The 21,440-nt window shown below is 50.8% G+C and carries 19 protein-coding genes and 1 pseudogene; 5 read left to right on the forward strand and 15 right to left on the reverse strand.

What is annotated here, in order from left to right:
- Positions 1 to 692 precede the first annotated feature (692 nt).
- From METFOR_RS09465 to METFOR_RS09510, 10 genes are all read right to left on the reverse strand, one after another.
- Entirely contained in the window at positions 693 to 1,016 is a 324-nt protein-coding gene (locus METFOR_RS09465; RefSeq protein ID WP_048110917.1) for a hypothetical protein, read from the reverse strand.
- Between the two features lie 227 nt (positions 1,017 to 1,243).
- The gene (locus tag METFOR_RS09470) at positions 1,244 to 1,540 is read right to left on the reverse strand and encodes a hypothetical protein (protein ID WP_148277656.1); all 297 of its coding nucleotides are present in this window, start codon (positions 1,538 to 1,540) and stop codon (positions 1,244 to 1,246) included.
- Between the two features lie 304 nt (positions 1,541 to 1,844).
- A complete protein-coding gene (locus tag METFOR_RS09475) occupies positions 1,845 to 3,068 on the reverse strand; it encodes a hypothetical protein (protein ID WP_015285913.1) in 1,224 nt (407 codons plus the stop codon).
- 353 nt (positions 3,069 to 3,421) lie between these two features.
- Positions 3,422 to 4,144 (reverse strand): hypothetical protein, encoded by a 723-nt coding sequence (locus METFOR_RS09480; RefSeq protein WP_015285914.1) that lies wholly within the window; start codon positions 4,142 to 4,144, stop codon positions 3,422 to 3,424.
- A gap of 115 nt (positions 4,145 to 4,259) precedes the next feature.
- The gene (locus METFOR_RS09485; RefSeq protein WP_158491374.1) at positions 4,260 to 5,213 is read right to left on the reverse strand and encodes a WD40 repeat domain-containing protein; all 954 of its coding nucleotides are present in this window, start codon (positions 5,211 to 5,213) and stop codon (positions 4,260 to 4,262) included.
- A 379-nt stretch (positions 5,214 to 5,592) separates the two neighbouring features.
- A complete protein-coding gene (locus METFOR_RS09490) occupies positions 5,593 to 6,153 on the reverse strand; it encodes a hypothetical protein (protein WP_015285916.1) in 561 nt (186 codons plus the stop codon).
- A gap of 538 nt (positions 6,154 to 6,691) precedes the next feature.
- On the reverse strand, positions 6,692 to 7,891 hold the full coding sequence (locus METFOR_RS09495) for an outer membrane protein assembly factor BamB family protein (RefSeq protein ID WP_158491375.1): 1,200 nt from the start codon (positions 7,889 to 7,891) through the stop codon (positions 6,692 to 6,694).
- A 204-nt stretch (positions 7,892 to 8,095) separates the two neighbouring features.
- Positions 8,096 to 9,286 (reverse strand): C39 family peptidase, encoded by a 1,191-nt coding sequence (locus METFOR_RS09500; protein WP_015285919.1) that lies wholly within the window; start codon positions 9,284 to 9,286, stop codon positions 8,096 to 8,098.
- A 402-nt stretch (positions 9,287 to 9,688) separates the two neighbouring features.
- Positions 9,689 to 10,912: a Kelch repeat-containing protein gene (locus METFOR_RS15385; protein WP_015285920.1), complete on the reverse strand. Its 1,224-nt coding sequence runs from the start codon at positions 10,910 to 10,912 to the stop codon at positions 9,689 to 9,691.
- A 28-nt stretch (positions 10,913 to 10,940) separates the two neighbouring features.
- Positions 10,941 to 12,257 (reverse strand): hypothetical protein, encoded by a 1,317-nt coding sequence (locus METFOR_RS09510; protein ID WP_015285921.1) that lies wholly within the window; start codon positions 12,255 to 12,257, stop codon positions 10,941 to 10,943.
- A 480-nt stretch (positions 12,258 to 12,737) separates the two neighbouring features.
- Here METFOR_RS09510 and METFOR_RS09515 point away from each other — a divergent pair, with 480 nt between their 5' ends.
- From METFOR_RS09515 to METFOR_RS09525, 3 genes are all read left to right on the forward strand, one after another.
- Positions 12,738 to 13,193, forward strand: coding sequence for a hypothetical protein (locus METFOR_RS09515; protein WP_015285922.1), 456 nt, complete (start codon positions 12,738 to 12,740; stop codon positions 13,191 to 13,193).
- A 95-nt stretch (positions 13,194 to 13,288) separates the two neighbouring features.
- Positions 13,289 to 14,038 (forward strand): winged helix-turn-helix transcriptional regulator, encoded by a 750-nt coding sequence (locus METFOR_RS09520; protein WP_015285923.1) that lies wholly within the window; start codon positions 13,289 to 13,291, stop codon positions 14,036 to 14,038.
- A 409-nt stretch (positions 14,039 to 14,447) separates the two neighbouring features.
- Positions 14,448 to 16,811, forward strand: a complete 2,364-nt coding sequence (locus METFOR_RS09525; RefSeq protein WP_015285924.1) for a glycosyltransferase — start codon at positions 14,448 to 14,450, stop codon at positions 16,809 to 16,811.
- Positions 16,812 to 17,120: 309 nt separating this feature from the next.
- Here METFOR_RS09525 and METFOR_RS09530 read toward each other — a convergent pair whose 3' ends face one another.
- The 4 genes and pseudogenes from METFOR_RS09530 to METFOR_RS16210 all read right to left on the reverse strand — a co-directional run.
- Positions 17,121 to 17,369, reverse strand: coding sequence for a hypothetical protein (locus METFOR_RS09530; RefSeq protein ID WP_015285925.1), 249 nt, complete (start codon positions 17,367 to 17,369; stop codon positions 17,121 to 17,123).
- A gap of 81 nt (positions 17,370 to 17,450) precedes the next feature.
- The gene (locus METFOR_RS09535; RefSeq protein WP_015285926.1) at positions 17,451 to 18,044 is read right to left on the reverse strand and encodes a QueT transporter family protein; all 594 of its coding nucleotides are present in this window, start codon (positions 18,042 to 18,044) and stop codon (positions 17,451 to 17,453) included.
- 85 nt (positions 18,045 to 18,129) lie between these two features.
- Entirely contained in the window at positions 18,130 to 18,717 is a 588-nt protein-coding gene (locus tag METFOR_RS16205) for an ATP-binding protein (protein WP_394295933.1), read from the reverse strand.
- Positions 18,718 to 18,969: 252 nt separating this feature from the next.
- Positions 18,970 to 19,394, reverse strand: a pseudogene (locus METFOR_RS16210) (ATP-binding protein); the annotation flags it as partial.
- On the opposite strand from METFOR_RS16210, the gene METFOR_RS14590 reads away from it, so the two are divergent.
- Both METFOR_RS14590 and METFOR_RS09550 read left to right on the forward strand, forming a co-directional pair.
- Positions 19,335 to 19,643 carry a type 2 periplasmic-binding domain-containing protein gene (locus METFOR_RS14590; protein ID WP_233504384.1) on the forward strand — a complete coding sequence of 103 codons (309 nt, stop codon included), beginning with the start codon at positions 19,335 to 19,337 and terminating at the stop codon, positions 19,641 to 19,643. The pseudogene METFOR_RS16210 and the gene METFOR_RS14590 overlap by 60 nt on opposite strands.
- A gap of 115 nt (positions 19,644 to 19,758) precedes the next feature.
- Positions 19,759 to 20,598 (forward strand): SDR family NAD(P)-dependent oxidoreductase, encoded by an 840-nt coding sequence (locus METFOR_RS09550; protein ID WP_015285927.1) that lies wholly within the window; start codon positions 19,759 to 19,761, stop codon positions 20,596 to 20,598.
- Positions 20,599 to 20,628: 30 nt separating this feature from the next.
- Here the strand turns inward: METFOR_RS09550 and METFOR_RS09555 are convergent, their stop codons facing one another.
- Entirely contained in the window at positions 20,629 to 21,405 is a 777-nt protein-coding gene (locus METFOR_RS09555) for a 4Fe-4S binding protein (RefSeq protein ID WP_015285928.1), read from the reverse strand.
- Positions 21,406 to 21,440: the final 35 nt, after the last annotated feature.

A 21,440-nucleotide genomic window follows, 5' to 3' on the forward strand; every position in this document is an offset into this window, starting at 1 on the left:
GTATGCAAAAAATGCATGAGTTTTTTCCCGCTCAGGTTCCGACAGCCCTTGCCCGGTCCCTCCCTCACCAGGTGAACGCACAGCGGGGCCTCCTCGCGGAATAACGCACACTCGATCGTTGCACAGGGAAGGAGCGCCGGGCATTCAAACGGGTCCTGTTGTCGTTCTTCAGAGGATAGGTGAATCCCGCACCAGAGGAATTGCATAATCCCGGTTCTGAGGTGATTGAGATAATACAGGAAAGGCAGGGGGAGGGTGAAACTGTTATTGGGCCGGAAGTATTGGAACGTTCATTACTGGAAATAATATTTCATATGAGGGGATTTTCCTTCCAGAGATTTTATTTCACGCGGAAATCCGTTGTAACATACTTAACTTTTCACAAGTCTGGTCATGATCGCGATCAAAAATTTTCAAACGGAATCGAAACCGGAAAGATTTTTTTCAAATCCAATCGCAACCGGGATCGAAACACTGAAAAATATCCGGGGAAATTTACTCTGACTTCGTCGTGCGATGCAAATATTTGCAGGAAAAATTTCCGCAAAAAATATTCGGCGCGTTCGCGATCGCATTGAAAACTTTTTCAACGCGATCGTGATCGCAGTTGAAAAAAGTTAAACGGATTTGAAAAATGAGTGCGCAATCCTATCACCCTTAGGGAATAGACCAGTTCGGGTAATAGCCCGGAGTCAGATCCGTCCGGGAAGAACTTCCCGCTGGATGAAGATCACTTCCCCGCTCTTTTCATCCACAAGGAAATCCCAGTTACTCCCCTGATGAAGAACGCGTAGTGCCAGGGCACAAGCCGATCCGCCACTGTCTTTCGGGGTCGGGTGACACTGCAGGAGCACCCCCTCGATCATCCCGCCATCGAGAAGAATGGCACGGACACGTTCATCAGCTATGGCCGTTTGTGCAACGACATTCTTCCGGTTTTCATCCACCGGATCGGAGGGATCCTGTATACCGATGTAGGCAATCTCCGAGTAATTCACGACGAGGTCTGGAATCATCCTGGTCACCACAACAGCAGATACCGAAGATTGTACAGGCTCTGCCGGGGTTCCGGTAACTGAAGTAGCATTCACCGACACGATATTGACTGGAGTACCCTGAGGGTACGAACATCCGGAGATAATTACCAGGAGAATCACCAGTATTCCAGCAACAGGAAAGACAGAGGGAGAGTTTGTGTCTGCCATCAATTAACTATCCCATGTTTTCATAAATCTCACACTCTTCAACACACATCCATGCACTGGTCCCTCGTGCAGGTATACCCACCCGCCCAGCCTTCCGTAGTGAACGGATCAAAATCCGGTTTGTCATATTGTGCCACATACCGGTACTCGACCATCAGTGAACTGACGTGCCCCTCTGATTCGTTCACGAATGCTGAAATCCTCCGTTCAGTTGGGTGATCCGGAACATACAGGATGAGTCGTGGAGCCGGTTCTCCATGGAAGGGAATGTAATAATCAACACCAAGGATGAACCCGCCCTCACGGAGGAGTTTTTGGATACAGGGATCCTGCACGGCAATGTGGGCAACCGTGGAAGAATTTCCAGAAAATGAACTATTTGCGATCACCGGTGCAAGTTCCGGCGAGATCCTGTCTGGAATGTCTGCATATCCATGTGTGCTAAGTTGATTATAGGGAATTATCCGGATAGATGCATTGGAATAGACAGGGACAGAAAAAATACTGCTGCTATCAGCCTGCGAAGTTGTGGCAATGGGAGATGATTGTACAGATGGACTAATGCAGGCAGCAGCGAGACAGACTAAAAAGAGAAAGAAAGGTATGATAAACCTCATGCAGGAATACACCGGTCCTTAATCAGTTGGGGGTCCATAACTTCACGGTTGATGGATTCTGTTCAACAACTGCGCTCAAACCGGAGAAATGTGAGCTTGCTACCGGATCCACATACCCTGATAGAGAGACCGATGCTGCTGATCCCCCTGATTTCCGATAATTCATGTTATAAAACCTGACATCTCCTGGAAGATCATTGTTGCTGTCTACGCCTAAACCTGTTGCTTCAAGTACTACCTGTGCATTCAGTCCGCTTGTTGATGACAGTTCGGTTACGAAGATCGAGGATTCAGGATCGCTGTTCCTCCTGATGGAAACCCACCAGCCCGGATACCCGTTGACGGTACTGTAATACAAGCTGCCTTTCATGACGTCATTCGTCTGGACACCGGTTATCCTGCGGCCGTAGTAACTGTCAGAAGATCCATCATAATACCAGGGTGCTGCAGTCCAGGCATAGTTGTTGGAATTGACGTTCCATTCAAGGACCGGTTGTAGGATAAAACCATTTCCTGAAGGCTGAATACTGTTGAAGATCGCGATTTTTTCCCCCATGTTGTTTGTCAGCGGGGTTCCTGGTGTTGCCCAGTAGGCTTCGAAACGCGTCAGTTCCGGGATGTAGTTATCTTCAGCATATTCAAACCAGCCTGAACAACGTCCTGCGGGATTGCACCCGACAGTGTCTCGTGCCGCTGCAAGGGAGACGCTGCTTTTTGGCCTGTCCGAAGCACCGGAATGATCGATGACTGTCAGGACAAGGTTGTTGCCCTTATCAAAGGTGTACGTAATATTAGGTTCTTCCGGATCAGTAAGTATCATGGAGCCGGAAGGTACTTCATGGACATAGGTTGCGGGGAGATCCTTTCCCGAAGTCCGGACCTTTGTTGTTTTCTCATCAACCGCAGAGAAGAGTTGCCGTCCTGTTGAATCAAATACTGTTGTTACACCATTATCAGCATGATAAATGATCGACCCATAGGGAATTTCCGAATCGATTAGCTCAAACGATTCACGCGCTTGTTTTTCATACAAGGAAGACACTTCAGGATCAAGAAAAAGTTCTTTCGTCACGATTACTTTTGTCTGATTATCGTCAAATTGCAATTCAGGTAACTGGATATTCCGGATATCAGGTGCTGGATTTGTTGAGGATGTCTCATCCACAGCAGCATTCACTACTGTTACCATTGCCATCGCCGCCACCAGCAGTGCCAGCAGCAGGATGTTGAATTTTCCAAGTTGCATTTTTTTATCACGTCCTTAGATTTTTTCCAGAGCCTCCGCTCACCGGCATGAGAAAAATCTTCAAAGAATCAGAAGATCCTCTTCACGTTTCTTAAAGCAGAGTCTAGGTCCAGCCGCACTTCGATCCGGGGCGGGCCTGTCCTCTGGTTCTGGGACAATCTCCGGTTGTCCACGGGTTCAAATTATATTTTATTATAAATATGATTTGTCGGTCAAAACTTAACACGTTCCTGCGAATGGTAGCGATGGCAGAGATATTTCCTCAACAGTACCAAGATCTCATGAGAGATTCAGTAACTCTTCAGCAAGTTCAACCTCACCTTAAATCCCGTCTAACACTTTACCCGTCATTATCACATCAGGAGCGGACCTGCAGAATGTATCCGGTCGAAGGTAAAAGTATGCCCGATGAGGTCTCTGATAAGATCTAATTGGGGTGATAGCGCATACGGTTCTTCAATCCCGTAATATACAATATAGTACTCGTTGCCTGTACTGGTTTGCACCCCGCCGTTTTGTTCCCTGGTCCCGGGGATTTCTATCGTATAAAACAATCCCGAAGTATTGCTGCTCTCATACCCGGTTGTTACAAGGTGTTCTGGTAGCGGTATGGCTGAGGGGCCGATGGGAGTAAGGTTGTATTGATCTGTTGAAACAAATCCGGAATAATTCAGAGAGACACGTGTAACCGTTCCTGAAGTAGTGAGATACGCATTAAGCTTTTTTTTCGATGACAGAAAGGCACTCTCTTTCGTGAAATACCAGACTGCGATCATATATCGGTCACCGGTTTTTTCCCGGGTATAGTTCTCGTACCGGGCATATGGTGAGAGGGGGGGAAACTGTTGTGCTGGTCCATCATATTCGCCGGAAAGGACGAAACGCTCCGATTGGGCCTGATTCATTCCGGGTTCCGCAATGGCCCATACAATAGTATTGTGTGGGAGGTACCACCCCGTTCGAATCGTGGGGGGTGTCGGATCGGTCTTGAGACCTTCGAATAGTCCCACAGCGATTATTATACTGACAACGATGATTGCGAAAAAAAGAAGAAGGTATTGTTTGTGAGATGTCATCGTTTCCCTCCGAGAGAATTATGTGGGCCGGGAATAATCCGCAACCGCTCCCAGCGAATTCAGAGCAGAATCAGCAAAACAAAACCGAACATGAGACACAATTTCTTCTGTTTCATCATGTCCTGCCCTTCCGTTTTCCAGAGACCATGAATGTGACAATCCCCATCAGGACAGTAATACAGAAAACGCCGGTAAAACCGGGCAGGGTGGGGGTTGTTGGCATTAGGGGCAAATCTGTTGTATTGTTACCGGCCGATACATTGTTTTCAGATAACGTCCGATCAGGTTTGCCTTCACGGACCGGAAAAAATAACAACCGATCGGAGAGTGCGGCAACAGAGGTTCCATCACGGGATACCATGACCGGGCAAACGGTCTGATTGAGCCGGTACTCTTTCAGGAGATTTCCGCTTCCATCGAAAACAACGATTCCGGTCGCGGTCCCTGCAGCGATCGTCTCCCCGTTCTCCGAGAGGGAAACACTGTAGACAGGGGCGGACACCGAATAGTTCCAGAGTTGTTCACCATGATGGTCAAGCAGCTGGATCTTATCCTCACTACCGGCCAGGACATACCTCCCATTGGTGGTGAGCGACAATACCCTCCCGATATCGGAAAATAACGAATGCTCCCACCGGACCCTGCCATCGGTACTGAAAGAGAACGTATTTTGGGCGGGATAGCCGGAAACAATCAGGTCCTGTCCGTCCGGAGAGATGCCGGGATTATTGATACCCCGCACCTGACGCTTCCAGATCAACCGGCCATCTTTTGCGAGATAATACGCATCATTTGTATACTGCCCTTCCACATTTCCCCCGGTTGCCAGCAGATAATTTCCGTCAGGAGATACCGCAATATCAGTAATGGGGGAATCTGACTTGTATTTCCAGCGGAGTGCCCCGGAACGATCAAGGCATATCAGTGACCGGGTATGATAACCAACGAAAGTATCCTCACCGTTACCGGATATCGCAATAGTGCCCGGGGGTTCATTGGTCGAATAATTCCAGAGCAGGTTTCCCTGCCGGTCGAACAGGATCACCCGGTTCGATGTAGTGTTCGTCACAACTCCCCGGCAACACCCGGGGACCATCACGGAAATTCCGATACGCGAACTATCCGGGGATATCGTGATCCCGGATATCCATGGTGACCACCCTCCCGCACTCCTTTCGGGAACGTATGACCACATCAGGGACCCGTTTGTCGAAACGACAAAAAGTTCAGTCTTATCGGGATTGCTGGATACCAGAAACCGGTTATCCGGAGATATTGCGATTCGTCCCACGATTCCCGGATGCAGTCCGGCATCAGGAAAGTCCATGGTCCAGAGAGGATCGACCGCCTCGCAACAGGCTGGAATCGTGAGAAAAATGAGTCCCATCAGGAACAATATCCTCATGGCTGACCGTGGGTCCAATCTCATGCCATCAATCCACAGAAATTTATGCTTCGCGACGCATGAAAATGTTTGCACTATTCCTTCCACGGAAATCCGTTGTGCCCCACCCATTAGTAGAGGATAATTCAATTCCTCCAACGACAGGCCTGATCTTGTCGAACCTTGACTCAACTTTCATCAGACCGATAGACAGAAATTTACAAGGAATGTCTTTAATCCCATTTCTCTCCCCATTTTTCTTAATTACTTCATAAATTTCTTTTATCAAGGTGGGATCCACTTTCATGTCTTTATTGATCTGGACAACCATTGTCCCATACATGTCATAACCATGACCGATAACGGGTCCATTTGGATAATAATATTTATCAAGATCCTTATCAGCATCAGCAGTTACTTTTTGGAGCTGATCGACCCACGTATCCGGAACCGAATTTGTTACAGCGATATTCTTTTGCATATCACCAGACAAATTTCCGAAAGATGAGATGAGAATATTTTTGTAATATACGTCGTCTCCATTTGTGGCACTCACAAACAGTATCATCGCCATCGCTGCTACCAGCAGCGCCAGCAGCAGGATGTTGAATTTTCCAAGTAGCATTTTTTTTCACCTCCTTAGATTTTTTCCAGAGGCTCCGTTCACCGGCATGAGAAAAATCTTCAAAGAATCAGAAGAACATCTTCACGTGCCTTCAGGCAGGATCCGGGTCCAGCCGCACTTCGATCCGGGGCGGGCCCGTTCTCTGGTTCTGGGACAACCTCCGGCTGTCCACGGGTTCAAATTATATTTTGTTATAAATACGATTTGTCGGTCAAAACTTAACACGTCCGGACACATGCCGGTAAATATCTGTCATAAATTCTCGCCGGAAATACTGGGTTTCCATTACACCCACCTCCCGTCCGATCCCTCCCGCGAACCGATCAACCAGACCTTGCTCAAAATTGTTTCATTAAGGTCTGCTGAAAACAACCGGGTCTTCAGTCACATGAAGTAGCATCCTGTCTGTCCCCGATAAGATATTTACATCCAATCCGGACAGCGCAGGTTGTTGGTTTGATTTGAGACGCCGACACCTCGTCCCCTCCTCCTGTACTTTTCTGTTAAGCAATCCTCTCGTGTAATCCTGCGTCACTCATTACCCCCGTTTTCGAGAGTGCCTGCATACCGCCAGAGAAATCCCTGTGGCCACCACAACAACGGTTATCATCAGGGGGCTTTGACGGGTAGGTGTTGGCTGGGCTGGCTGCCCGGGAGATACCGTTACGCCAAAGGATTGTTCAGGGCCGGATTCTGACAGGTTGACTTCCGCTGGTTTTTCCCGAGTGATCCGGTACAGGGAATTCCCGGTCCGTACACCAATAGTTTTCCCGTTGTCTGATAGGGCAACATCCTGTACCGGCCCATCTGCGCTGCATTCAGAAAGCCTGGCACCGTTTTCATCAAGGATACTGACAATTCCTCCCGATGATCCGGCTACAAGAACATGCCCGTTTCCTGAGGCATGCAGGGAGGAATAATACGTGTTCTCTATCCTGACATCAGGAGAGTTATTCCATACAGGTTGCCCTTTCCGGTCCAGACAGATAACTGTGGGAAGTGCACGAGTATTTTCCGAAGGCCCTTCTCCTGCGGTAACCGCGATATATACTGAGTTCCCGTCAGGTGACAAGACAACACTTCTGGACCCGACAGGTAACTGACGGGTAAAGAGGCGGGCCCCGTCCCATGTGTAGAGTGCCAGTATATTTTTATTGAGGGTCACAACAGCAACTGATGAACCGGATCGATCCATGGCCACGGCATTCCCTCCATGAGTCGTCACGCTCCAGAGAAGATGACCGGTATTGTCAAGGAAGAAGAGGTCTGCTTCCGGCAATACCTCGGCCCGAGAATATGCGCTGGCACCCGCAACAATATATTTTCCATCATCGGACTGGGCGATACTCCCCACCGGAACCGGGGTCCGGTAATTCCATACCATTGTCCCATTACCGTCAGTCAGTGTAACATTGCCCCCGGTTCCCGGCCATACGACCATTCCGGCAGTCAGGATCGTACTTCCGTTCCCGGTTACAGCCAGATCCAGAACATGATCGGGGAGATCCTTTTTCCAGAGGAGTGTCCCGTTCCCGTCAAGGAGCACCAATTCACGGTCCCAGGATGCAGCAGCGATCCGTTCACCACCGGAGGTGATTTTGATCTGTCGCAGATCCCCGCCCGGGGTGGAATTCCACGCTACCCGGCCGTCCTCTGTCACGAGGAATATCCGGTTACCGGATATGCTGGCAAGGTGCGAGCTATTGGCGGACATTGCAAGGAACGAATTCGCAGACACATCACTCTCTCCTGTGTCTATCCTCCCCCCACACTCGGGCAGAATAGCAAGGACAGGGGTTGTCAGGCATGCAAGTAAAAGGATTGCGAGAAGAGAGATGCCTGTGCCGGCCCGGCACCGGACCATTCCGGAACAGCAGGAGAGCCGAACTCTTTTGGATCCTTTCATTCAGATGCACTCCATGGAAAAATGAGAGGGGTGGGGTCAACTCTTGACAAAGATTGACGACACATAAGGACTTGAGCCACCATACCACCTCTCCCAGCTGAGGGCTCCCGAGTTAACCGGCCATGGATCGTAAAGGTAGAAATAAATATTCCCGGAGGAGGTGTCACGTGAATATCCCGCACAGGCCCGGGCATGGTAGTTGGTTGACTGCCCCGGCTTGATCCCAATGTTGATCACGACGGGCCGGTTACCATCGATCTCGGATTTGATCAGGTCATACAAGTTAGATGGGGATCCGATACGGATGAAAGACCCTGACTTGCCAAGACCGCCCTGTGCCGGGGATTTTTTATAGTAACCATTGGTTATCTCAGTTTCAGTTGCGCCGTTGTCCGGATTGACTCCCGCAGTCTGGGCAATCTGTAACTGGGATTTAGATACCCCGTACCATGCTGAGATCATTTTTGCTGTGGCAAAGGCGCACCAGTTCGTCCCTTCCTGACCATACAGCGTGAACCCGCTCAGAGTCTTGCTTACGGTTCCACGCGGTGAAACCGTCAGGGACTGCCTGGTGGCCTTCTGCTCTTGTGCCTCCCATGAAACTACACCGGATTTCATTGAATCGAGAGAAATGGATTCATACATCGATCCTTGGCCGGATGCCGGTATAACTGAATAATCGTAGGCATCGATAATCAGCGTCGTTCCTGCACCGGATTTTGCGGGTACGGTCACTCCAAGACCGACCTTCGGGTAAGCATAACAAACCAGCAGGGTGGTTGCTTTATCAGGAGAATATCCGGCATTTTTCAGTGCCTGCTCTGCTTTTTTATTCAGCTCATCCATAGCAATTGCCTGCGGCCCATTCCCGATAGAAATTAGGGGCGCGCCAAAAACCTTGCTGGCGGCGATTTTTACTTCACCAACTTTTTTCTTTCCGTTCAGCAGTGGAAACGAATAATAGAGTTTCAGGCCATTGATATCGTAAACTGAAACAGGATCCGGACTAACAGATGCCCCGCTGAACTCTTCCCCGAGAAGTCCGTCTGAGACAAACTGTGCAAGTTCATATTGGGCAGAGCCATATGCTTCCTTTTCTGTGATATAATTATTCTGAATAATGGCAATCCGTTCAGAACTAATATCTCCGGCACTCACGATCGGTATCATCACCATTGCTGCCACCAGCAGTGCCAGCAGCAGGATGTTGAATTTTCCAAGTAGCATTTTTATCACGTCCTTAGATTTTTTCCAGAGGCTCCGCTCGCCGGCACAAAGAAAACTCCTCAGAGAATCAGAAGAACATCTTCACGTGCATTCGGGCAGGATCCGGGTCCAGCCGCACTTCGATCCGGGACGGGCCCGTCCTCAGGTTCTGGGACAACCTCCGGCTGTCCACGGGTTCAAATTATATTTTATTATAAATACGATTTGTCGGTCAAAACTTAACACGTTCGGACACATGCATACAGGAAATGAGGTTTCTTATCCGCTGCAATGAAAGAATCTGAAAAATACAACCCGGAGAGAGAAAGGATGTGATACCATGGTCTCTCCGGATTGGCGGACATCTGGATGATGGCCGCCCAGCCAAAGGTATAACCCTTTTCGAAAATACAGCTCCTGCTTTCATGCGTTACCGGAATAATGATTCCGCTTTTTAAGGCAATATCCTAAGGCAGCTCCGGTAAGAAGCAGAAGACCCCAGGAGATCGGATCAATTCCGCTCTGAACAGTTGTTGCCAGCGCTACTGGCTGCATGGGGGAAATATTCCCAGACACGGTCGGAGTGGTTTCCATATCCCGAGCCAATCCCGGTAGTGGCATACTCCAGATGTCGCCAGCTATCCGGTAATTGTCCGTGCCACCAAGAATCCAGATCCCGTCCTTGAACACAACGACTCCCTGCAAAAAGCGTGGGCTGAACCCGGGGTCTTCATTCTCGAGCGTCCAGTTATTACCATCGGGCGAAGACCAGACTTCGCTGAATGCGTGGGGGGAAGCATATTTTGTATGTTTTGCCAGGGTTTCCCAGTTTCCCCCGCCGATAACCCAGATCTTCCGGTTCGCGGAAACTACTGGAGTAAATTCCTGGTATTTGAACGGAGCATCTGCTGTGACCAATGTCCAGTTTAATCCGTTTTTGGAAGACCACACATCTTTCGATCCACCTTCGCTGATATACGTATAATCCGTGACGGGATCCGTGTATGTACTGTCTCCGGTACCTCCGACCAAATAGAGCCGGTCATTAAATACCACAATTCCCTTTCCATACCTCGGGCTGAATGACGTGCTGTTCGTGATCTCAGTCCATGTTATCCCATCAGGAGACGACCAGACGTCGTTTTTCAGATTGTCAAATGTGCCTCCGCCGATAACCCAGAGCCGGTTGTCAAAATCTGCTACCCCCATATCGCTGCGCGGACTGAACCCGGCATGCCCGGTTTCCAGCGTCCATGTTACCCCATCGGGAGATGACCAGACATCATTCGTTCCGGATCCTCCTATGACCCAGAGCCGTTCATGAAATACCAGTACACCATGACCGGAACGCGGGCTGAAAGCTGCGTGATCGGTCACCTTTTCCCATGATTGCCCATCGGGAGATGACCAGATGTCATTCATATCGCAGGTCGAATTACCGGAACAACCCCAGAAGTATCCATTGCGGGTATGACCGCCAATCACCCAGATGTGGTCGTGGAATACTGCCGTACCGAAATCATATCGTGGCCCGAATTCAGGGGATATGGCGACATTACTCCAGTTTCCCGTATGAGGTTCTTCTGCACCGACAATCCCGGTACTAAAAATGAGCAACGAAATAATCAGAATATGGCGGGCGTTCACTGGTATTCCTCCCAAAAAAAGAAGGGGGTTAATTGTTGCCGGTATTCAGTGAAATCGATGCAGGCCATGATGAATTCGTTACCGATAAACCGTAAGCAGTCGGACTCCAGTTCGCCGTATTAACATATCCGGGCATAGATGCCGGTATCACAGAATTCCCATATATATCATTGATAATAATATTAGTAAATGTTGTGTTTCCCGGCAGGTAACTGGAGTTGTAGGATTGCGGGTTTAAGGCAACGGTATTCCATCCCTCGAGTACAGTATATGCTTGAAGATTGCGATAGGTCAGATCTGAAGACTGAGATGAATTCAGGAAGAGTGTCGAACTGATCCCCAATGTCAGGTCAGTAATCGCGCCACTCCAGATTGCTCCCGAGTGGTAAAGATTTCCCTGGATGAGATCTCCCGATTCAACCAGTTCTCCGGTCGAAGGGATTCCGTATCTCCGAGTTGAGTGAATCCCATTCCCGTTATTCTCCTTGGGAGAAATCCACCACGATGCGATGCTCCAGTTCGCTTCAGTGGGATAAGGATCACTTGCTTTGCTTCGTACATACCATTCAAGAACCGGCTGAAGGAGGTAGGTCCCATTGGTGTCTTCTAGACCATTCCAGACAGTGCTTTGCGATCCATCGATAGAAATTCCCGGAGTGTAGGGAGAAACAAGGACAGGTTCTTTTGGGACATTCCACCGGGCAGAGAATTGTCCAACCGTTGAAATTCGCGCTGTTTCACCGTATTCAATCCATTGCGGTGACAGTGTCTGGGGGCTGCAGGTCTGCAATGATGACGAAACGAATTCGTGTACCCCGCCGGATTTTCCAACTATCGATACTATCCGGTTATTATTGAAGAACACATGGGTAATATCGCCTTTGTCAACGATCAGGGATTGATCCGGGACTTCGAATACGAATGTTGCCGGCAATGCTCCGCCAACAATATTGATCAGTGGTGCAGTTGCATCGTCAACAGCAAAGAGTTGGATCCCGTCAGAATCAAATACCGTTGTTACCCCGTTGTTGGAATGCTCGACAATAGCACCAAATGGAAGATTTGTCACAATGGGGACTGCCGATTCAGTTACCCTCATGGCAACCTGCGAGCTCTGCGTACTATCGCTCATCCTGAATTCTCCATTGATTATTGCTTTCTTCTGGGTCTGGAGGTATTGTAACCGAGGTAATTGAGTATTACTCTGGTTGAGGGAAGCAGCGTTCAGTTCTGATATTTTTTCACTATCGGTAGCACTCAAAGCATTCGCACTCACCATCGGTACCATCGCCATCGCCGCCACCAGCAGTGCCAGCAGGACGACCCATGTTTTAGGTATGTTCATTTTTCTTCAACTCCATTTTTTCCAGAGGCTCCGCTCACCGGCACAAAGAAAACTCCTCAGAGAATCAGAAGACTATCTTCACGTGCATTCGGGCAGGATCCGGGTCCAGCCGCACTTCGATCCGGGGCGGGCCCGTCCTCAGGTTCTGGGACAACCTCCGGCTGTCCACGGGTTCAAATTATAGTTTATTATAAATACGATTTGTCGGTCAAAACTTAACACGTCCGGACACTTGCATACAGGAAACCCGGTTTCTTATCCACTGCAATGAAAAAACTGAAAAAATACAACCCGGAGAGAGAAAGGATGTGATACCATGGTTTCTCCCCGGATCGGCGGAAAAAACAACAACCGCCATTCCACATAACCTGTTTTTTTATAAACGATTTGTCGGTCAAAACTTAATCTTTGGAAAAAACGTGTTAAGTTTTGGCCGACAAAAGGGATTATCCATCCCGCTTCATGCTACCCTGTGATACCATGAAGGTTCACTGGCTGGCACTGTTGTTCATTGTTGGATTGGCACTGTCCATTCCATCGGTATCGGCAAAGGTAATCGAAGAAAAGGACGGGTATACTGTCACTACTGTTGAAAATGCACCGTCACGGTTCGCCGATGTTTTTGCATTAACATCGTATACCATTACCCAGGGCCAGACCCGCTGGCACACGACATCCGTTCCATCGGGTGCGACAAGGTTCTTTTCCAACCTGAACTGGGGGACTTCCGCAAACTCACTGGCGTTAACCCTCTATACACCGGATGCATCGGTACTCGGACCGTATTACGATCCTGCCGATGGAGTCATCGATGGTCGTATCTACCTGATGGTAACCCGTTCCGGTGGCCTTCCATCAGGAACCTGGTCATCGAAGGTGTACGGAAGCTCGGTAACCGGAACACAGACCTATTCGTACTCTGCATCCGGGTATTGACCACAACCCTTTTTTCATAAGGGGGAGAAAAATTATTGTCGATGAATACTTCACGATTCCTGGTATTTTTCATTCTTTTATCCATCTGCCCACTCATGGTTGGCCATGCCACCGCAGAGAATTTTGGCGGATATATCGTCTCGCCGGTTCCTTCAGGAATGGATCCGGGAACCCCATTTGCGACAAAAGAGGTCAGTTTCTGGGAACTACCCCTCCAGGTTATTCTTCTGTCCCTCGCCCTGTCCGTTTCGCCGCTTCTTGAACTAGTAACTCAAGTGGTCCTGTTCACAAAATTCTACCTGTATCTGGGCTATCGGAAAGTTGCCAGAAAAAACCTTTTTTTTAACGATACCCGGGTACAGGTTTATCAGTGCATCCAGGAAAATCCCGGTATCTTTTTCAATGAGATCGTCCGGAAAACCGGTGTGAAACGAGGAACACTCCGCTACCATCTGATACTATTGCACACAAACAAAAAAATTTCCATCCTTGAGTCTGAAGGAAACGCACGATATTTTGAAAAATCCAAAAAATATTCCGGCCGGGAAATGATCGTTTTAAAATTCATCCAGAATACAACAGACCGGCGGATCCTGCTGTTGCTCATGAATGATCCTGAGTTAAACCGGAAGGAGCTGGGAAACAGACTGGGGATTTCCGGATTAATGGTTACATGGTATACGAAACGACTCAGTGACGCCGGTATAATATCTCTTGAAAAGTCTGGAAAAAATGCCAGGTATGAAATACCGCCGGAGGTACGGAATTATCTGGAAAAATACCTGATCCAAAAGAGTGACATTATGCAAACAGGAATGGCCGACAACATTTCTCAATCCGCATGATGCTATAATTCCATATACCGCTAACCACATCTGCCGATATCTGATATTCCCTGAAAAAGCCGATCGAAAAATATCCTCTTGGGCACTCACCACAATACTTTGTCTTCCGGAAGCTCGAATGCTGGAATTATGAGATATGAGCAGACCGCAGGGCTTAGTGTATTCCCCCTGATTTTGGAAATAGGAACAATAGAATAATCCGATTACCGAGCCGGATGGAGAGAACTACCGCATACGATTCACCCTGCCTGCTCACCATAGTGGCAATTTATATTAATCGAAGGTAATGATCCTCATTGTATACGGGATCTGCGATTAAGGGCTTTCGTCATATCGCCACCATTCACTTCGGGAAATTCATTGCACGGTGCCGCCCCCAAGAGCAGAAAAGACAGACCAGGAGAGATGTATGGCTGATGTATCGCGTATTGCTCTGATAAGTATCATTCTTGCATTTTGTGCAATTATCGGGATCCAGATCATTGGGAGTGTCACTATCGCTGATCATTCCCGGGAGATCCTGGATCAGATTGGATCGCTTCCGCAGGACCAGCTTGCCAGTGAAAAAACAAAACAGGAGGTTGTTGCCCTCAAAATAGAATCTGAGACAAAAGCCCTCTTCTGGACCAGCCTTCTTGGAAGCGTAGGAACATTTTTGGCAGTGCTTGCGGCATTGATCGGGCTCTGGCAGGGGCTGCGGGATTACTGGTCGAACCGGGAGAAAGAACGGCTTGACCGGGCAGCAACCGATCTGAATGCGATGTGGGAAGGACTCGCAAATACCGATTCCCGGGTGAGAGCTGGTGCGGTTGTGGGCCTGCAGCACTTTTTTACTCCGGATAAACTCGACTACCATTCCCGCATTTTATCCGCACTGGCAGTGACAGCCCGCCTTGAAAAGGATCCTGTTATCGAAAATGTCCTCACAACAACGATCCAGCAGGGGATGCGTCAGGTACCATGGGAGATCCTCCATCAGATCTCGTGGCAGGGTGTGCGGTTGAAAGGGATCAACCTTTCAAAAACCCCGTTATGTAAATGCGATTTCCGGGATGCTTACCTGGAAAACGCCAATTTCCAGGAATGCGATCTCTCTGACACTGTATTCACTGCCGCCAACCTGAAAGGTGCCAGGCTCGACAACTGCCGCCTTTCTCATACAAACCTCGAATATGCCGATCTTGCCGGCGCAAGCCTGGCGGGAGCCGCGCTCCCCGGATGCAACCTGAACAATGCGCAGGTACTGAATCTCGACCTCGAAAAGACAGATCTTCGCGGGGCTGTATTGGATCCGGATGAATTTCCCTGGAGACTGACAAAGAACTGGCGCCATGCGGCCCTGCCTGAGGGCATCAGGGAGCACCTGGTAACACAGTACGGTGGCGATGTGCGCGGAAAAAAAGTACTGATGATGATCTGGGAATTTCCGCCCTTTGCTATCGGGGGGGCCTGGACTGCCGCATACCATATCATCAGGAACCTGCGGAGACAGGGTGCGGATCTCGTAGTGATGGTGCCATGGAAACGGTCGGACCTTAACCTGGACCTTTTCGGGAATGAGGTCGAGCTGGTCACCCTGGAGATCGTTCCACCCGCGATCGATGGCGCAGCACACGATCGTACATCACCACAACCGTACCTCTCCTATGGTTCACCCTACAGCAGGTTCCCGGAACACTATGCCTATTCCCCCTACGAATCATACTCCCAAAGGCAAAGGTATTCGGCGTATGGACAATTCTCACCATACACGGGATCAGACCGGACAACTGGCCGGCATACTTCGCAACCCGGCAGGGAAATCCCTGTCTTGAGAGAAGGGCCAATAAGTGGTCTGGTAAGACAGTTCCAGCGTGGTGCCTTACACTACCTTCGCCAAAACCCGGCACAATTCGATAGTATTTATGCTGCGGACTGGCTCACGTTCTGGGCAGCGGAAGAGGTGTCCAGAAGATCAGGGAAACCCTGGATCGCTCACTTCCATTCAACGGAGTTTGACCGCCGTCCCGATGACCCGGATGAGGTTATTGTCGCCATCGAACAACGCGGCGCCCGGTCTGCGGACAGGATCCTGACTCCCAGCCACAGTACTGCGACAACAATCAGCAAGCACTATAAAATACCGGATCCAAAAACAGCACCGGATTCAAAAATAACCGTTGTGCCAAACCTGGTATCTGAGGAGATCATTCCCGTCCCGGAGTTTGGATCCTACGAGACCAAGCGGGTACTTTTTATTGGAAGACTTACCCGTCAGAAGGGCCCGGATCTCTTTGTAGAGACATGCGGGGAACTGAGCCGGCTTTTGCCATCTGCGCACTTCGCCATACACGGTTCAGGTGAAGAAAAGCGAGCTGTCATGGATCTGGCAAACCACCATGGTATCGACATTGCGTTTTCAGAATTCACTGAATGGGAATCACGGGGTGGAGCATTTGGTACTGCTTCAGCCGTGCTTGTCACATCCCGTTCCGAACCGTTCGGCATGGTGATCCTGGAGGCTATGGAACGGGGTGTTCCTGTACTGTACCCGAAATATGCCGGAGCTGCAGAAGTGTTAAAATCCGGTATCACGATCAACCCGGAAGATCCACGGGGCACCGCAAAAGAGCTCAGATGCCTCCTGACAGACAGGGACCATTGGAGCGAGGTCGTGAAGTCCCAGAGCGATGAAATCAGGAATTACTATTCCCGTAACTATGCAGATAGACTAATGGACATTTTCCAGACTATGCCGGTGAGCGCAAATCCTGCGGATCATTCTACCTCCTGATGGTTTTGTGTATCTCAGAAAAACCATTTTTCCCATGCCATTGCCGTTTACCAAATCCCGGGCACGGATATCATCCTCTCCCGTCAGTTCCCCACCCTTAATAAGCAATCACAGCCGTCCCATTCTTCGCCTTCTTTTTTGATGGTTCAGGAAAGCAGCTCTTCTCTCCTCACCATCTTTTCCCATAATTTCCACCCGATTCTTGCATCACTCATTTTTCTCCAGGGATTTTGCCCGGATCTCTTTAGCGGTATCCATAATTTTCTCAACCGGGAAATGTCGTATGCACCGGATCTCACGGGTATCCACTCATTGCATCAATGCAACGCCGGTTTTATCGATATAGACAAAACTATCGGTATCACACCCCTCCTTCACCCACATTCCGTCATTGATCAACAGGGCGGGTTCGCGCTGTTTCCGTGTATCCGTTTGGTCTTTGTTCTTCTCGTTCAGGTAATAATCCGCAATAGGGGTATGGCCAAATACAAGCACTTCGGCGTTGTAGTTATATACGTCCGCTTTTTTGGCCCTCCTCCAAATTTTCACGGGCCCCATGTGGAAAAATCAACCGGAATGAAACCCAGGAAAAACGAATCCCGCAGTTACCACGACGATCGTTTCAGAGGAAAGAGGAGTTCAGGACCGGCTCTCCCCGTTACGCTCTGCCCATTCGCGGCCGTACACCAGGTTGTTGCGGAGCGCTGCATCGACGACCAGCCAGAAAAATGCCGGCCCGACAACCATCGCCCAGAAGAGGTTGTTGCCGAGGTAACTGAGGACCTTGGCGAGGAACGGCCGGTCAAAGAAGACGGTGCCGCACGCGGCAAGGAGCACCATGCAGGAGCAGACCACGATAAGGCTTGTGGCAAGGAAACAGGCGATGGTATGATAATCCCTGCGGATCGCCTGCCCCCGCATCAGCTGGTGAAAGAAGCGGTAGGAGAGATAGGGGATGAGGACATTGACGAGAAAGCCGAAAATACTCATCGCGGACCACGAGCCACCAAAGAAATCCCCGGCAATGTTTCCGATCCCAAGGCCCCAGGCTGCCGCCGGGCCAAAGAGGATCCCGAGGGTGACAAGCATGAACGCGGCAGGGCGCAGCGAAATGCCGAAGATATCGATGCCGGGGTAATTGAACGGGATGAGGACGAGGACGTAAAAGAGTGCGGTTGCGCCAATCCATATCCGCCCGTTCCGGTCGGTCCAGACACCTGCAAGCTCATGCATTCTTCATATCTAGGATGAGCCCGAGTAAAAACCCTGCGGGAGGATGGTTCCGGGACACCGGCCCGGTCCAGTTTCCTTGTGAAAATCACCGGTGACCAGGATCCAGCAGGAGCCATTTCCAGAGCGGCATGCTAATTATCGGCCCGGATTTGGCCTCATAATCTTTTGTCAGGATCAGGAGCCGGTGTACCGGGTCCTTAAATTCCCTGGCAAATTCTCGCAGCCCTTCGTATTCACTCTCCGGGACTATCTCGCTGTAGCAGACATTGATCGCGGTAAGGCGGTTATCTCCGGATTTGATGACAAAATCCACCTCCCTCTCGCCTTTCCAGTAGTAGGGAATATGACCGGACCGCAGGAGTTCGATGAAGACGAGGTTCTCGGCAAGCTTTCCTTCGTCTTTACTGAACCGGAAGGAGACGGCGTTGCGCAGGCCGTTGTCGATGCAGTAGACCTTCTTGTTCTGCCGTGCCTGTGCCGGAAGCGAGTACGAGAATGCCTGGACCTCGAAGAGGATCCGTGCCATACCGGCAAAGTGGATGTAATCCCGTACGGTATCGATGTCGATCCCGAGTAGTTCCCGGAGCCGGCGGTACGAGTACGGGGATGCAATGGTGGAAAAAAGGTACTGGAGGAGCCCGGCCAGAGCTTTCTGGTTCCGTACCACATTCATCCGGATGATATCGCGGTATACGATGCTGTCGTAATAGGCCCGGAGGTAATCCTGCTTCGTGCGCTCATCCTGCTGGAGCACGACAATGGGAAAACCGCCTTCCTTTAGGTACTGCTTCAGGTGTGTGGTGATCGTGTATTTCTGTGCTGCCCGTCCGGCAGCATCCTGTGGCGGGGTGACACCATGGAAACGGAGGTATTCGGAAAAATCGAGCGGGAAGACAGAGACAGTGAAGTACCGGCCCGAGAGCAGGGTGGATACCTGCGAGTCCAGCAGGCAGGAGGAGGACCCGGAGATGATGATCCTGCAGGTTTTCTTGTCATAGAGGGATTTTACCTCCCGCTCCCAGTTCTCCACGGCTGAACTTCGTCAAAGACAAGCCAGATGAGGCCCGTTGTCGCAATCTCCCGGCGGTACGTGTCAACGGTTTCGAGCAGGGCACCCTTCCGGCTGGCAATCTCCGGCTCATCGCAATTGACAAACAGGATATTTTTTGCCGGCACGGTACCTGAAGTAATGAGCATATTGATGGTCTGGTACAGGAGCGTGGTCTTGCCCGAACGCCGGACACCGGAAAGCACGACAGCGGGTACTGTGACATTGTCATGTGCGCCGTCATGGTGAACCAGGACCGCATCGGGCAGCTGAAGTTCACGGACCCCTATGTTGCCATCCACCTTGCGTTCGTTGTCCCGGACGGAAAAAAGAATGAGTTTGCGGATCGGGAGAGCGTACAGAAGATGGACGGGCTCAGGGTGGCGGTCTTCAATAATACGGGGCTCGTCGATGTTGCCCGCACGCGGCTCCCCTGTGCAACGATCGTCCCCATTGACTCGCAGGAGGAGTTCTTCGAGCAGGGCAAGATCCCCGGCACGGAAGAGCCCCGCTGGTCGGTTGCAAGGAACGTGCTGCACTGGGTGAACTGAACAGGTCTGGCGGGGGACTCCGGGTTCCGTCCTTCCCCTGATAAAACCGTGATTCTTGCAGCTGCATGCGGGATAATAAAAAAATAAATCCGAACAGGGCAAACGGGGAGATTGTATGACACAACGGGGACGACTGGAGGGAAAAGTCTGCATCGTGACCGGATCGACATCGGGCATCGGCAGGGGCATAGCGGAGCTGTTCGCACAGGAAGGGGCAGGCGTGGTCATCGCTGCCCGTCGGGCCGATGCCGGGTCCGAAGTCGTGAAAGCGATAACGGAGAAGGGTGGCACGGCCTCCTTCTTCCGGCTCGACGTGGCCGATGAGGTGTCCTGGAACGCGATCATCGACTATACCCTGAAGACCTATGCAAAACTCGACGTGCTCGTGAATAATGCCGGTATCGGGTTTTTAAAGCCGATCGTCGAGACAACGATCCCCGAGTGGCGCAATGTCATGGCAACCAACGTGGAGAGCGTCTTTCTGGGCACAAAGGCTGCGGTCCCGGCCATGAAACGGAATGGCAGAGCCGGCGGCTCCATCATCAACATCTCCTCGAATATCGTGTATGTGCCCAGCGCCATGAACGCGGCATACTGCACGAGCAAAGGTGCGGTTGCATCGTTCTCGAAGGTGGCGGCCATCGAACTTGCCAGGGACGGCATCCGTGTCAACACGATCTTCCCCGGGTTTGTCCGGACCGCAATCCTCGACGTTGCCTTCAAAAAAGCGGAAGAGACCGGCAGGACAAAAGAAGAACTCCTTGCCATGTTCGGAGAATCCAATCTCGTGGGCCGCGTAGGTGAGCCCATTGACCTTGCGTACCCGGTCGTCTTCCTTGCATCGGATGAGTCTGCCTTTGTCACCGGCTCCGACTTTGTCATCGATGGCGGCGAAGTCTGGAAGCGCGGCGGGAGTACCGGCGATGCCCTCGCGGACGATGCACGGGCACCGTAATCCTTAACGGATCACCCCCATCCCTGCCGCTCAGGCCTGCTTCCGCCGCCCAAACTTCAGGGCACCGCTCACCGGGCAGGCATCCGTGCACCGCCCGCACAGGTAGCACTCTGCCTTCCGGTCATCCCGTTTCGCCTCATCGACCAGGCAGGCACGCTCGCAGTTTCCACACTCGATGCATGCGCCGGTCCTCTGCAGGGCAAGGAAACTTGCGCTGCCGGCAAGAGCAAGGAGGACCCCGTACGGGCAGACCAGCCGGCAGAATGGCCGGTAGAAAAATACCGACACGAGGAGCATGGCAAGGAAGACAAGGCTCCCCGTTGTCAGGGCAAGGCCAAAGAAATCCCGGATCCCGAAGTAATCCAGCAGTGCGGACGAGAAGACGAACGCGAGGATGAGGAAGATAAGAAAGACGACCGCGTGGACTGCCATGAACGTGTGCTTCTGACGTGGCTGGAATTTTTTCACCGGTACAAGCGAGGCCAGTTCCTGGAGGGCTCCCACAGGACAGAAGTACCCGCAGAAAAATCTCCCGGACACCAGCGTGAGGATGATGATGACGGTAAGCCCGATCGCTGCAACCATGAGGGAGACGCCAAGCGCCGATACGTCCCGCACCACGAGTTCCTGGAACTGGTGCGGTGCAACGGGCGCGAAGATGAAAAATCCCAGCGCAGCGGAGACCAGCAGGAGGAGGATGCCGGCCTTCTGTTTCCACCGTCCGGAATACCACAGGTACGTCAGGACAAGGATCAGGATGATGGCGTAGAAAAATCCGAAGGGTCTGATGAGGGAGTATCCGGGCATGAGCCATCATCGGCTCATGGGACGATAAACCTGTT

The organism is Methanoregula formicica SMSP, from assembly GCF_000327485.1.
GTDB classification, from domain to species: domain Archaea; phylum Halobacteriota; class Methanomicrobia; order Methanomicrobiales; family Methanospirillaceae; genus Methanoregula; species Methanoregula formicica.